Here is a 13,624-nt window from a genome sequence, read left to right as displayed (position 1 = left end):
GCAGGATGAGTTGCCGTTAGTTCGGCACGCCAAACGCGGCTGACGCAGGTTGGATGGAATGAAGAATCAGGAAACCTCGGACGCTAAAAACGGTCTGAGGAAATGTGCCAGGGTCAGCAGTACAGGAGATGGCGTGCACCGAACACAGCGGCGCCACGCGCGGTATGATGGGGCACCGATTTTTACCGACGACCCGACCATGCTGAAAACGCCCTCGACCTTCACGCCGCTGATGGCGCCGCAAGACCATGCCGACCCGCTCAGCTTCATCTTCCACGGCGGACGGCTGCTGCTGCGCGAAGCCGACCCGGCATTGCCCGACGCCGCCACCCTGGCCGCGCTGGGACTGAACCCGGCCAACGTGCAGCCGGTCGGTCTGCTGGGCGAGCGCTACTGCCAGGCCGGCTGGCTGGAAAGCGAGGAACTGCCGCAGGGCTATGCCTGGCGCGGCCTGCGCTCGCTATTCGGGGATTTCGACGAATCGATGCTGGGCCTGGCCGGGCGCGCGGCGCAGATCGCTGAATGGGCGCGCACGCACCGCTTCTGCGGCGCTTGCGGCCAGCCGATGGCGCGCGTGGCGCACGAGCGCAGTTTCAAGTGCGCCCATTGCGGCCACCTGGCCTACCCGCGTATTTCTCCAGCGATGATGGTCTTGATCCGCAAGGGCGACGCCTACCTGATGGCAATGCACGTGGCGTCGCCCGCTAAACGCTTCACGCCGCTGGCCGGATTCCTGGAAGCGGGAGAATCGATCGAGGAAGCGATCCACCGCGAGGTGTATGAAGAGGTGGGGCTGCAGGTGACGAACCTGCAGTATTTCGCGAGCCAGTCCTGGCCCTTCCCGCATTCGCTGATGATCGCCTTTACGGCGGACTATGCAGGTGGAGAAATCCGCGTCGACCCGACGGAAATCGCCGAAGCGCGCTGGTTCGGCCCGAACGACGAATGGCCGGAACGCGTGCCGCACATTTCAGTTTCAAGCGTGCTGGTCGACGCGCACCGGCCACCGGGAAGATAGTCAGTTCGTCACCGCCGGCAGCGCCGGCGTCGTACGCACCTCGATTGCCGCGGGCATGCTGCCGCTGCTCGATGCCGCCACCTGCACCTGGACCGGAGCAGCGGCATCGGGACGGGTGCCGGTGCTGCGCAACTGCACCGCGCGCTGCAACAGGTCGAACCAGAACGGCGCGCCGAACAGGGTGGTCGAGGCGGTCACGATCCAGCCGGCCGCCTGCAGCGCGAAGGCGGTGTCGAGCACGGGCGGAAAGCTGGTCCAGCCGATCGGCAGCGCCCACAGCTGGCGCAGCGTTTCGGCGTCGAGGACGGTCGGGGCGGCGCCGATGTGGGCGGCCAGTTGCGGCTGCTGCCACAGGGTGCGGAACAGGGCGATGCTGTCGATGTTGAACAGGATCGCCAGCAGCAGCGAGATCAGGAACGAGATCAGCAACTGCTTGCGTTTATAGCTGCCCGACAGGCGCTGCATCGCATTGTCGAACCAGCCGGCAATCAGGGCCTGGAAGCGTTCGAGGTCGCCGCCGGCGCGCGTATATAAGCCCTGCAGAGCGCGCCGCACCTGCGGGTCGGCCACCGCGTCGATGTCGGCGCCCAGGCGCGCAAAGTTGCCGGGGACGTGCTGAATGCTGTCGATCAGTGCGATCGCGAAGTAGGCCGGTTCGATGTAGGATGGCCGGGTCGCCAGGTTGCGCTCGTCGGCCGTCCTGCCGTCGCTGTGCGGATTGACCAGCGGGTGCGCGTACACCATCTGCGCCAGCGCGGTGAAGCGCGGATCGTTGAGCATGCTTTTGATCCCCGCCAGCAGGGTGTTGGCACGCAGGCGGAAGGCCGCCGCCAGCGCTTCCTGCACGGTGGCGACGATCAGCGCCACCGTCCCGTAACAAAACGTCAAACCGATTGCCAGTTCCAGTACCGAGCTTCCGAACATAGGCCGCCTCCGTCGCGTTGATCAACAAATCGACGCTAGCGCATCCCTGCAACAGCCGAGTCTGGTTTGCTCAAGAAAAGGGCAGGCGTCGGTGCCATCGGCCCGTTTTCTATATACTGACGGCAATCGTATTTTTAAGGTTTCCCCCATGTCTGACAAAGAAGCATTCACCGAAAACGACTGGCGCCGGCTGCTGGCCAGCCTCGGTGAAGATCCGGACCGTCCCGGCCTGCATGAAACGCCGGCACGCGTAAGTAAAGCCTGGAAACACTGGACCTCCGGTTACGGCCAGGATCCGGTCTCGGTACTGAAAGCGTTCGAAGATGGCGCCGAGCAGTACAACGAATTGATCGTGGTGCGCGGCATCCCGGTCTACAGCCATTGCGAGCACCACCTGGCGCCGTTCTTCGGCAAGGCGACTGTTGGCTACCTGCCGAACGGAAAAATCGTCGGCCTGTCGAAGCTGACGCGCCTGGTCGACATCTTTTCCAAGCGCCTGCAGGTGCAGGAACGCATGACGATGCAGATCGCGAATGCGCTGATGGAAGTGCTGGAACCGAAGGCGGTCGGCGTGGTCGTGAAATGCCGCCACATGTGCATGGAAAGCCGCGGCATCCGCACGCAAGGCGAGGAAACGATCACCTCGTGCATGCTGGGCGAACTGCAGCCGAACCTGGCGCTGCGCACGGAATTCCTGGCGCTCGCACGGGATTAAACGACCAGCAGTAAGCCTCCTCGGGAACCTGTTCAGGAACTTCCCCTCAAAGCTAATTTGGGGAGAACCACATGGCCAGGCCCGAATTCCCCAGCGACATCGGGCGCGAGCAATTCGCGCTCGTGCGCGACATGCTCGAGGCGGCGCGCCGCAAGACGCGTCCGCGCAAGCACGACCTCTACGACGTGTACTGCGCGGTGCTGTACTTCCTGCATACGGGGGCGGCCTGGCGCAGCCTGCCGCGCGACTTTCCGCCCTGGCGCACCGTGCACGAATATTTTACGCAGTGGACCATGCTGCGCGACGGCGAGCGCACGCTGCTCGAACAAACCCTCGACAAGCTGGGGCGCGATGTGGAGATGGCGCAGCTGCATCGGCTATTGCGGCCGCGCTGAGGATGCGACGCGTTTGTACGACACTAGGGCAAAAAGTTCAGGCGCGGCAGTGATGGCGGCTGATCTTTCACAATAATCCGTCGACTCGCGCAGCGTCTTGTCACAATCTGTTGCGATTTCGAATCGTGCGTGCTAACTGCTGAGCTACGCTGGGAGGATTGTCATCCTTTTATCCCAGCGCCATGTTCGACCACCTGAACCTTTTCCTGTTTTCCCTGATCAATGCCGCTCCCGGGCTGGCCGGCTGGCGCCTGCATGCGGCGATCTTCGCCGCCGAATGGATCATCCTGGTGGTGCCGATCGGCCTGGTGCTGATGTGGTCCCATGGCGCCGGGCAGCGCGAAGCGGCCGTACGCGCCTTGCTGGCGGCCCTGGTGGCGCTGACGATGAGTAAGCTGATCGGGTTGGTATGGTTCCATCCGCGCCCCTTCATGCTCGAGATCGGCCAGAACTTCCTGCACCATGCGCCGGACAGTTCGTTCCCGAGCGATCACGGGACCAGCATGTTTTCGGTGGCACTGGCATTGGCGCTGAGCCGCCTGCGCGAGGCGCGCCGTTGCGGGCTGGGTTTGCTGGCATTGGCCGTGGTGGTGGCCTGGGCGCGCGTGTTCCTCGGGGTGCACTGGCCGCTGGACATGGTCGGCGCCCTGGTCGTCTCCAGCCTGGCCGCCGCCTTCGTGACCACCCGTGCCGGCGAAGCGCTGGCGGCGCTGCTGGTGACAACGATGCAGGCTGTCTACCGCCGTGTGCTGGCGGCTCCCATCGCCCGCGGCTGGCTAAGGCCCTGAGCGCCCGACAAGACCCTCATGGCTGCGTTGCATCGTCTTGCCGTACTAGCGTACTGTCTTCGACGATGCGCCTTGCCCTGAGGCTCTTGTCGAACGCTCAGATTTATTTTGGCGGCGCTTCCGGCTCCGCATTTTCAAAGACCAGCTTGTTGTTCTCATCCAGGTGATACAGGCCGAGCGGCTTGCCCGTCACCTGTTCCGGCGCTTCCAGCTCGCTGCACGTTGCGGTCTCGACGCGCCAGGCCGCGTCGCCGGCGCGCAGCGTATAGACGTTTTCTCCGGACTCAAATAACTCGATTTCCACGTCCGCCTTCGGCAGCGCGCCGAGCGGGATGCGGCGCTGGCAATCGGGCATGCGCGAGGCCAGCAGGTCGAGCGTGACCTCTTTGCTCCAGAAATATTCCTGCAGCGCGCGCACCGTCAGCGCGTGCTGGTTGCCGTCGATGTAATACGTGGCCGAGTCGTCGACGCAGCCGGCGAGCAGCAAGGGCGCGAGCAGGGAAGCGAGCAGATGAGGTAGGCGCATGCGTTGGTTTCCAGGTTGCGGCGCGACAGTTGCCGGCCCGGGAGGCAGTATAGAACGTGGCTTTCCTGGTGCGCAACTCTGCCGGCGGAGAGCGTGTCCGCCTCCCGAACTCCGCGTTATTTTGAATTCGGCGATGATCAAGATCCTGTCTTTTACCCGACACGAGCGAGATCATGCCAGACGACGACCAGCCCGCAGTGGCAACTTCCATGGCACCCATGGCGCCATCCTTTGTTCCTCCCCAGCCGCTGACGCTGCGCATCAACGGCGCCGAGCACCAGTTGCTGATCGAACCGCGCGTCAGCCTGCTCGACGCCCTGCGCGAGCGGCTGGCCCTGACCGGTACCAAAAAGGGGTGCGACCGCGGCCAGTGCGGCGCCTGCACCGTGCTGGTCGACGGCCAGCGCATCAATTCCTGCCTGACCCTGGCCGTCATGCACGACGGCCGCGAGATCACCACCATCGAAGGGCTGGGCCAGGACGGCGCGCCGCATCCGGTGCAGGCCGCCTTCATGGACCACGACGGTTTCCAGTGCGGTTATTGCACGCCGGGCCAGATCTGTTCGACCGTGGCGCTGCTGCGCGAGATCGCCGACGGCCAGGCCAGCGGCATCACGCAAGGCGAACGGCCGCTCGCTCTGACCGACGACGAGATCCGCGAGCGCATGAGCGGCAACCTGTGCCGCTGCGGCGCCTACCAGAACATCGTGGCGGCGATCCGCGTCGCCGCCGGAACCTGAAGGAGACGCCGTGCATTCGATATCCTACGAACGGGCGCGCGACGTCGCCCATGCCATCGAACTGGGAAGTGTCCCTGGCAGCAAATTCATCGGCGGCGGCACCAACCTGCTCGATCTGTACAAAAGCGGAGTCGAACAGCCGACACGCCTGGTCGACGTCAGCCGCATCGCGCTGAACGGCATCGAGCAGTTGCCCGACGGCGGCGTGCGCATCGGCGCCATGGCGAGCAACACGGCGGCGGCGAACCACCCGCTGGTGCGCGCACCGTACCGGGTGCTGTCGGAAGCGATCCTGAACGGCGCCTCGGCCCAGCTACGCAACATGGCAACCGTCGGCGGCAACCTGCTGCAGCGCACGCGCTGCTACTACTTCACCGATCCGAATTTCAAACAGTGCAACAAGCGCGAGCCGGGCAGCGGCTGCGCGGCGCTGGGCGGTTTCAACCGCATCCACGCCATCCTCGGCGCCAGCCCGTCCTGCATCGCCACCAACCCGTCGGACATGGCGGTGGCGCTGGTGGCGTTGGGCGCCAGCGTGCGCCTGGCCGGACCCGACGGCGAGCGCGTGCTCCCGGTCGCTGAGTTCCACCGCCTGCCGGGCGATGAACCGCAGTTCGATACGGTCATCGCGCCGGGCGAACTGATCACGGCGATCGACCTGCCGCCCGCCACCTTCGCCCGCTCGCATTATCTGAAAGTGCGCGACCGCGCCAGCTATGCCTTTGCGCTGGTGTCGGTGGCGGCGGCGCTCGATCTGCAGGACGGCGCCGTGCGCGACCTGCGCCTGGTGCTGGGCGGCGTCGCCCATAAGCCCTGGCGTGCAGTCGAGGCGGAAGAGGTATTACGCGGGCGGGCACTGGACGATGACCTCATCCGCCAAGCCGCGGCGGCTGCCGTGGCCAGCGCCCAGGCATTCCCGCACAACGCATTCAAGGTCGAACTGGCGCAGCGCGCGATCGTGCGCGCAGTGCGCACCGCAGGAGGACTGGCATGAAGAACATCGGCGCTCCCATCAACCGTACCGACGGCTGGGCCAAGGTCAGCGGCAGTGCGCGCTATTCGGCCGAGCATCCGGTCGCCGGCCTGGCCCACGCCTTTCTCGTCACCAGCACCGTCCCGAGCGGTCGCATCAGCCGGATCGACACGCACGCGGCCGAAGCGGTACCAGGCGTGCTGCTGGTCATGACCCACGAAAACGTGCTGCAGCTGCCGCGCGAAACGGAGGCCGGTAAAGTGTCGCCCCCGATCGGGCGCGTGCTGTCGCTGCTGCAGGATGCCGACGTCCACTACAACAACCAGCCGGTGGCGGTGGTCGTGGCCGAGACCTTCGAGGCCGCGCGCGAGGCGGCAAGCCGCCTGCGCATCGACTACGAGACGACGGCGGCGCGCCTCGATTTCGAGGTCGCCAAGCAGTACGTGCACCAGCCGGAAAAGGTGCTGACGCAAAAGCCGGATACCCAGCGCGGCGATCTGCAGGCGGGCCTGCTCGCGGGCAGCACCAGTATCGACATCACCTACAGCACCCCGGTCGAACACCACAATCCGATCGAGCCGCATGCGACCATCGCCGCCTGGGATGGAGAGCACCTGACCCTGTACGACTCGACCCAGTACATGAAGGGCGTGCAGAAGACGGTGTCCGGCACGCTCGGTATCGATCCGGAAAACGTGACCGTGCTGTGCCCGTATGTCGGCGGCGGTTTCGGCTGCAAGGGGTCGGTGTGGTCGCACGTGGTGCTGTGCGCGATGGCGGCGAAAATGGTGGACCGGCCGGTGAAACTGGTGCTCGACCGCACCCAGATGTTCGGGCCGGTCGGCCAGCGCCCGGTCACCGACCAGCGCATGCGCCTGGCCGCCATGCTTGACGGCCGCCTGACCGCCAGCGCCCACGACACCATCGCCTACACCTCGATGATCGAGGACTGGATCGAGCCGAGCGGCCTGATGACGCGCATGATGTACGCGAGCCCGAACCAGGAAACCACGCACCGGCTGGCGCGCATGAACCTCGGCACCCCGACCTTCATGCGCGCCCCGGGCGAGGCCTCGGGTTCGTTCGCGCTGGAGTCGTCGATGGACGAACTGGCGTATGAACTCGGCATCGACCCGCTGGAACTGCGCCTGCAAAACTACACCGAGCGCGACCCCGGCAAGGATTTGCCATTCTCCAGCAAATCGCTGCGCCAGTGTTATGAGGCCGGCGCCGCGCGTTTCGGCTGGAGCCGGCGCAACCCGCAACCGCGCTCGATGGCCGAGGGCGACAAGCTGGTCGGCCTCGGGATGGCGACGGCGACCTATCCGACCAACCGTTCGCAGGGCAAGGCATCCGCTACCATCCACCCAGACGGCAGCGCCGTGTTCCGCTCGAGTACGCAGGATCTCGGCACCGGGACGTACACCGTCATGACGCAGATCGCCGCCGATGCGCTGGGCGTGCCGGTGGCGCAGGTCAATTTTGAGCTGGGTAATTCGAAACTGCCGGAAGCGCCCGTGTCGGGCGGCTCGACGACGGTGGCCAGCGTCGGCCCGGCGGTGCTGGCGGCAGGGTACGCGCTGCGCCTGAAACTGATCGGCATCGCGCTGGCCGATGAACAGTCTCCGCTGTTCGGCGCGCTGGCCGAGGATGTCGAGGTGCAGAATGGCGAACTGTTCCTGCGCGCCGATCCGGCCAAACGGGAAACGATGGCGGCGATCGTATCTCGCCACGGCAGCGGCCCGGTCGAGGTGATGGCGGGCGCCGACCCCGGCGACACCAGTCAACATTATTCGATGCATGCGTTTGGCGCGGTGTTCGTCGAAGTCCACGTCGACGCGTTGCTCGGCACCGTGCGCGTGGCGCGCGTGGTCGGGGTGTATGGCGTCGGCAAGCTGATGAACGAGAAGACCGCTCACAGCCAGCTGATGGGCGGCATCGTCGGCGGACTCGGCATGGCGCTGTTCGAGGAAACCGTGTTCGACGCGCGCAACGGGCGGGCGGTGAATGGCAACCTGGCCGAGTACCACATACCGGTGCATGCCGACATCGGCCGCATCGAGGTCGAGGTGGTGGAAGAAGACGATCCCCACGTCAATCCGCTGGGTGCGAAAGGGATCGGCGAGATCGGCATCACCGGCGTCGCCGCGGCGGTGGCGAATGCCGTGTTCCATGCGACCGGGAAGCGGGTGCGGGACTTGCCGATTACGCTCGATAAATTGTTGTGATGGTGTGCAGGTCGAAACGTTGAGAGCAGGGACGTAAGGTGGGCGGGTCCCCGCCCACGCGTTCAACGCACGTCGGCCCGTCGAAATTTTTGAACGCACCGTGCTGTTCGTAGGGTGGGCGCCCCGTGCCCACGCGGATTGGCGAGCAGAGACAAGCACCTGCTTCGACCCGCGGCTGTTTGTTGAACGCGTGGGCGGAAGATCCGCCCACCTTACAGGTATCGTTGCACACGCTACCTCTGTGCCTATGTCCGCGTGGGCACAGGGGCGCCCACCCTACAGGGGCTGCTCCCAGCCGCCACCCAGCGCCAGGAACAGCGCCACCTGATCGGCCGCCAGCGCCGCATTCGACGCCGACACCGCCGCCTCGCTCGATGCCAGCGTGCGCTCGGCGTCGAGCGTCGTCAGGAAATCGGTACGCCCGAAGCGATATAGCTTGGTCGCCTGCTGCGACGCGGTCGCGCTCTGGTCGCGTGCCGCCTTGAGGGCCGCATTCCGGTCGAGCTCGCGCGCGTAGTTGCTCAGCGCCGTCTCGGTCTCGCGCAGCGCGTTCAGCACGACGCCGTCGAAACGCGCCAGCGCTGCCGCCGTACCCGCTTCGGCCTGGGCGATGTGCATGCGCGCCGTGCCGGTCGACGGCAGCGACCAGGATATGAGCGGACCCAGGCTGTAGCGAAACGTATTGCCTTCGCCGAAGCCGGACAAGGAACCGGTGCTGCCCGCCGACAGGCCGAGGCTGATCTGAGGATACAGTTCGCCCGTGGCGACACCGATGCGCGCGCTGCTGGCGGCTAGTAGGCGCTCGGCCTGGCGGATGTCGGGACGGCGGCGCAGCAGGGCGGCGCCGTCGCCGACGGGGATCGCGCTGGCCAGTTGCGGCGCGCGTTCACAACCGGCCACCGCTTGCGGAAAGTGCGACGGCGTCTCGCCGGTCAGCAGCGCCAGCCGGTAGAGGGCGCTGCGGCGCTGGGCTTCCAGCGGCGGCACGGCGGCGCGCAGCTGATCGCGCTGGGCCAGCGCGCGGCTGTTGTCGAGCGCCGTCCCGCGCCCGAGTTTGACGCGCTGGGCGGTCGACTGCACGAACCGGTCCTGCAAGGCCACCGACTGGCGCGCGATCGCGATCTGCTGGCCGGCCGAACAGGCTTCGGCATAGGCGCGCGTGGTTTCGGCGGCGACCGTCACGCGCGCCAGGTCGCTCGCCGCCTGCGCCGCCTGGGTGTCGGCATCCGCCGCCTCGACCGCGCGCGCCAGCTTGCCGAACAAATCGAGTTGATACGATACGTGCAGGCCGGCGTCGTAGCTGGCGTGGTCGGGCAGCGTGTGATGGATGCCGCTGGCGGCGCCCGCCGCATGGCCAAACGCAGGCGCGGCCGAGACGTCGACCGCGGGCCGCTTGAACTGCTCGGCTTCGGCCAGCACGGCACGGGCGCGCGCCAGGTTGGCCGATGCGACGCGCAGGTCGGTGTTGGCCGTGAACGCCTGTTCGACCAGGCCGTCGAGCGTGCTGTCGCGGTACAGGCGCCACCACTGCGCCGGCAGCGGCTGCTGGCTGAACGGTTTTGAGGCGGCGCCAAGGAAAGGCGCGGCGGCATCCGGCCGCTGCACGGCGGCTTCCTGCGGCACGCGGTAATCCGGGCCGACCACGGTGCCGCAGGCGGCCAGCAACAGCGGCAGCGCCGCCAGGGTAAAGGAACGGCGCATCATGACGTCTTCTTCCCGGTATTGGGCAGCACCTGCACCGTCGCCGTCTGCCCCGCCACCAGGCGCACGTCCTGCGGCACCGGATCGAGCGCGACGCGCACCGGAATGCGCTGCGCCAGGCGCACCCAGTTGAAGGTCGGATTAATGTTCGGCAGCATGTTGGTGCCGGTGCTGCGGTCGCGGTCCGAAATCCCCTCGGCAAAGCTCTCGACGTGGCCGGTGAGCTTCTTGTTCGCGCCCATCAGCGAAACGGCCACCGGATCGCCCAGGTGGATCGCCGCCAGCTTGGTCTCTTCGAAATAACCCTCGACATAGAACGAGCCGCGGTCGACCAGCGCCATCACCGGATGGCTGGCGCTGACGTAGGCGCCGGCGCGCAGGTCCAGGTTCGTGACCGAGCCGCTGACCACCGACACCACACGCGTGCGCTCCAGGTTCAGGCGCGCCGTGTCGCGGTTGACGATGGCCTGCGCCAGCGCCGCGCGCGCCTGTTCGACGCGCGACTGGCCCTGTTCGCGCGTTTCCTGCGCCACCAGGTCTTCCAGCTGGACGTTGCGGCGCGCTTCGCGCTGGGCCTGGTTCAGCGCGGCCTGCGCCGCCTGTTCTGCGGCTTGCGCCTGGCGCAGGGCCAGCTCGAAGCGCGCGCGGTCGACTTCGAACAGGACGTCGCCGGCGTTCACCTGCTGGTTGTCGTGCACGAAGACTTTCGTGACCTGTCCGGTGACGTCGGGCGCGACCTGCACCACGTACGCTTTGACGCGGCCATCGCGGGTCCAGGGTTCGATTTCGTAGTGGCGCCACAGCTGCCAGCCGGCATAGATGGCGCCGGCGGCGGCGAGCATGGTGATGCCGACGCGGCCGATTGCTTTAGGAGAGAAGTTCATCATTTAAAACCAGTTGGATCCAATAAAAACCAGGCTGCCCAGCACCATCACGAACAGCGAAAAATCGAACAGCGCCGGATGCCACACGTGGCGGTAAAAGCCGGTGAGCGCGAGCAGCTTGCTGCACAGGCGCGAGACCCCGAATGCGAGCAGGGCCAGCAATAACAGCGGTGGAAAATAAATGCCGTAGAGGCTGACTTCGCCGATCATCGGATCTCCATGTCAAGAAGGGGAGAGGGTTCGTAGGGGGCCGCCTGCGGGAACAGGTCGCGCCGGATGCCGGCCAGCGCCGCCAGCGCATCGCGCCGCGCGCTTGACGCGGCCACCGCGCTGACCGAGCGCAGGGCGTTGTCGATCGAGGCCAGCAAGTGTTCGTCCTCGATCGCGTCCACACGCGGACGCGCTGCGAAGTGCTGCGATAAATGTTCCAGCAGCGCCCACAGCGCGGCCTGGCTGCGGCCGAGTTCCGCGCGCACGGCCAGCAACTGGGTCATGTTCAGGCCGATGCGCAGGTCGACCAGGGCGTCGGCCGCCTGCAGATCCTGCTGGGCGCCGGCCTGCGCCAGGCGCGGGGTCAGCAGGGCGATGCGGTCGACCATGCGCGCCGAGAATGCCGCCACCGAGGGCACATTGCGACCGTCGCCGATCTGCGCCAGTTCCCCCCAGCCGGCGCGCAGCAGGCGCCGTGCGGTCCAGCCGGCGCCGACGCTGCGGAACACGCCGATCACCAGCACCGCCAGCGCCAGACCCGCCAGCTGCGCCAGCGTGGAATTGATGAAGGAGGCGGCATCGGCCGTATTCGTGTCCTGCAGCGCCAGCGTGCCGGCGATGCCGAACATGAAGGGCATGGCACGGCCGAATGTGGCCGGGCGCGCGATCAGCACGCCGAGCACCAGGAAGGCGGGCGCGCAGGCCAGCATCAGCATTTCGAAGCTATGGACCGCCGGCAGCACCGCCAGCAGATAAAAGGCGGACAAAGGCACCGAATAAATCGTCCACACCAGGAAGCCCTTAATAAAAGGCACCGGGTCGTCCTGGGTGGCGAAGAAGCAGGACATCACGGCCGCCATCATCGGCACCGCCGCGCCGGCCGGCCAGCCGGTGCCAATCCAGAACGCGCAGCCGGCCAGGGTGGCGATCACCGCGGCGGCGGCCGAGACCAGCGCCATGCCGCGGTCCAGGTGCAGCGCCTGCGGTTTCACGGCCGGCAGGTCGTAGGCCGCCGGCGGCAGCGTGCCGGCGGTACCGGCGCCGATATGGGTGCGCAGCGCTTGCGTGTCGACGCAGACGTCGACCAGCGCGCGCAGGCGCGCGCCCAGGTTGATCTGCAGGAGGTCACGCCAGTCGGCGTGGCGCGCCGGCGCCGGCGTCAGCGCATCGATGGCGGCGCGCAGGGTGGCGGGCGTGACCGATGGCGACTCTCCCTTGCGGGTGCCGGTCCAGGCGGTGATGTCGCCCAGCAGCGCACGCCAGCGCGCCGACGCATCGTTCGCACCGAGGCCGCGCAAGGCCTTCAGGCGGTCTTCGATCGCGGACAGCAGCGGCACCATCGCGGCGAGTCGCTCCTGCAGCGCATGGATGGCGTGCGCGGTCCAGCGCAGGTGCGAGGTATCGAAGGGAATGTGCACCGCCATCATGCGCAGTTCCGTGATGTCGCCGGCCAGCTTGCGCCGGTCGAGCGGGGCATTCGCCGTTCCCGCCGGCGCCAGCGCGTCGGCGATCCAGCTTTGCGCGTCGCGCAGCGCGTGGTCGAGGCGCGCCAGCAGCACCGGACCGAAGCCTTGCGGGAAGAACAGCGAGTGGACCACGGTGGCGCAGGTAATCCCGAGCAGGATCTCCTCGACCCGCGCCAGCGCGATATCGAAGATGGTGCCGGGGTCGTTCACGGCCGGGAAGGCGATCAGCCCGGCCGTGTAGCCCGCCAGCATCAGCACGTAGGAACGCGGCGTGCGGTCGAGCAGCGAGACGTACAGGCAGGCGCCGACCCACAAGGCCAGCGCCAGCGACAGCAGCTCGGGAGAGTTCGCAAACAGCGGCACGAGGATCACCGTGGCCAGCGCGCCCAGCAGGGTGCCGCCGAAGCGGTAGACCGCTTTCGAGCGCGTCGGGCCGGCGAAGGGGGCGGCGACGATATACGCCGTCATCAGCGCCCAGAAGGGGCGCGGCAGTCCGATGCGCATCGACAGATAGAGCGCGAGCATCGCTGCCGCAAAACTTTTAAGCGAGAACAGCGCCTCGTTTTTCGAAAACAAGGTCACGCCGATTTCTCTCCGGTGGACTCCGGTTTGCCGATCTGCGCCTGCACGTGGGTCAGCACGCGCAGGCAGGCGTCGATGTCGGCCGGGGCCAGGCCGTCGAACACGCTGCGGCGGAAGGGGATCAGCGCCGCTTCCATCTGGGTGGCGCGGGTCTTGCCGTCTTCGGTCAGCTGCAGCAGCTTGGCGCGGCGGTCTTGCGGATCGTCGTGGCGTTCGACGAGGCCATTTTCGATCAGCAGGTCGATCACGCGCACCAGCGACGACGGCTCCAGCCCGAGGGCATCGGCCAGCACGCCGGGACGCACGCCATCCTGGCCGAGGCGGCCGAGGATCAGCACTGGCAGCGCCGTCGCCTGCGACAGGCTGTACTGCGACGCCACCTTGTCCGCCATCGATTTATAGGCGCGCGAAGCGTGGGTCAGCGTGGCGGTCAATTGGATCAGGGTCTGGTCGAAGGCGTCCATGAGGTCCGGC

Annotated in this window: 13 protein-coding genes and 1 pseudogene; 7 read left to right on the top strand and 7 right to left on the bottom strand. The window is 67.0% G+C overall.

All coding sequences use genetic code 11. The features are described 5' to 3' along the window. Window positions 1-199: 199 nt before the first annotated feature. Window positions 200-1,018 (top strand): NAD(+) diphosphatase, encoded by an 819-nt coding sequence (gene nudC, locus AC56LG_RS12870; protein ID WP_497166896.1) that lies wholly within the window; start codon window positions 200-202, stop codon window positions 1,016-1,018. On the opposite strand, the gene AC56LG_RS12865 is transcribed toward nudC, so the two are convergent. After that, entirely contained in the window at window positions 1,019-1,942 is a 924-nt protein-coding gene (locus AC56LG_RS12865) for a hypothetical protein (RefSeq protein ID WP_497166479.1), read from the bottom strand. 148 nt (window positions 1,943-2,090) lie between these two features. On the opposite strand from AC56LG_RS12865, the gene folE reads away from it, so the two are divergent. The 3 genes and pseudogenes from folE to AC56LG_RS12850 all read left to right on the top strand — a co-directional run bounded on the left by folE (window position 2,091) and on the right by AC56LG_RS12850 (window position 3,840). Beyond that, window positions 2,091-2,657, top strand: a complete 567-nt coding sequence (folE, locus tag AC56LG_RS12860) for a GTP cyclohydrolase I FolE (protein WP_192054621.1) — start codon at window positions 2,091-2,093, stop codon at window positions 2,655-2,657. Window positions 2,658-2,728: 71 nt separating this feature from the next. Then, a pseudogene (locus AC56LG_RS12855) lies at window positions 2,729-3,004 on the top strand (transposase); the annotation flags it as partial. Window positions 3,005-3,234: 230 nt separating this feature from the next. Further along, window positions 3,235-3,840, top strand: a complete 606-nt coding sequence (locus AC56LG_RS12850) for a phosphatase PAP2 family protein (protein ID WP_497166478.1) — start codon at window positions 3,235-3,237, stop codon at window positions 3,838-3,840. 103 nt (window positions 3,841-3,943) lie between these two features. Here the strand turns inward: AC56LG_RS12850 and AC56LG_RS12845 are convergent, their stop codons facing one another. Then, window positions 3,944-4,366, bottom strand: a complete 423-nt coding sequence (locus AC56LG_RS12845; RefSeq protein WP_497166477.1) for a hypothetical protein — start codon at window positions 4,364-4,366, stop codon at window positions 3,944-3,946. A 173-nt stretch (window positions 4,367-4,539) separates the two neighbouring features. On the opposite strand from AC56LG_RS12845, the gene AC56LG_RS12840 reads away from it, so the two are divergent. From AC56LG_RS12840 to AC56LG_RS12830, 3 genes are read left to right on the top strand one after another with little or no spacing between them, the layout of a single operon-like run. After that, entirely contained in the window at window positions 4,540-5,106 is a 567-nt protein-coding gene (locus AC56LG_RS12840; protein ID WP_497166476.1) for a (2Fe-2S)-binding protein, read from the top strand. Between the two features lie 10 nt (window positions 5,107-5,116). Further along, window positions 5,117-6,100 carry an FAD binding domain-containing protein gene (locus tag AC56LG_RS12835; protein WP_497166475.1) on the top strand — a complete coding sequence of 328 codons (984 nt, stop codon included), beginning with the start codon at window positions 5,117-5,119 and terminating at the stop codon, window positions 6,098-6,100. Then, window positions 6,097-8,307: a xanthine dehydrogenase family protein molybdopterin-binding subunit gene (locus AC56LG_RS12830; protein WP_497166474.1), complete on the top strand. Its 2,211-nt coding sequence runs from the start codon at window positions 6,097-6,099 to the stop codon at window positions 8,305-8,307. The genes AC56LG_RS12835 and AC56LG_RS12830 overlap by 4 nt, the downstream gene beginning before the upstream one ends. Before the next feature lie 276 nt (window positions 8,308-8,583). On the opposite strand, the gene AC56LG_RS12825 is transcribed toward AC56LG_RS12830, so the two are convergent. Genes AC56LG_RS12825 through AC56LG_RS12805 form a run of 5 tightly spaced genes read right to left on the bottom strand, consistent with a single transcriptional unit; the run spans window position 8,584 to window position 13,614 of the window. Then, window positions 8,584-10,011 (bottom strand): efflux transporter outer membrane subunit, encoded by a 1,428-nt coding sequence (locus AC56LG_RS12825; RefSeq protein WP_497166473.1) that lies wholly within the window; start codon window positions 10,009-10,011, stop codon window positions 8,584-8,586. Continuing rightward, a complete protein-coding gene (locus AC56LG_RS12820; protein ID WP_497166895.1) occupies window positions 10,008-10,892 on the bottom strand; it encodes an efflux RND transporter periplasmic adaptor subunit in 885 nt (294 codons plus the stop codon). Before AC56LG_RS12820 ends, AC56LG_RS12825 begins: the two co-directional genes overlap by 4 nt. 3 nt (window positions 10,893-10,895) lie before the next feature. Further along, window positions 10,896-11,102, bottom strand: a complete 207-nt coding sequence (locus AC56LG_RS12815; RefSeq protein WP_497166472.1) for a DUF1656 domain-containing protein — start codon at window positions 11,100-11,102, stop codon at window positions 10,896-10,898. Next, window positions 11,099-13,150 (bottom strand): FUSC family protein, encoded by a 2,052-nt coding sequence (locus AC56LG_RS12810; RefSeq protein ID WP_497166471.1) that lies wholly within the window; start codon window positions 13,148-13,150, stop codon window positions 11,099-11,101. Before AC56LG_RS12810 ends, AC56LG_RS12815 begins: the two co-directional genes overlap by 4 nt. Further along, on the bottom strand, window positions 13,147-13,614 hold the full coding sequence (locus AC56LG_RS12805) for a MarR family winged helix-turn-helix transcriptional regulator (RefSeq protein ID WP_497166470.1): 468 nt from the start codon (window positions 13,612-13,614) through the stop codon (window positions 13,147-13,149). Before AC56LG_RS12805 ends, AC56LG_RS12810 begins: the two co-directional genes overlap by 4 nt. Window positions 13,615-13,624: the final 10 nt, after the last annotated feature.

It is taken from the genome of Telluria sp. ZB2R32 (assembly GCF_059685715.1).
This window is presented reverse-complemented; position numbering and strand designations above follow the sequence as displayed.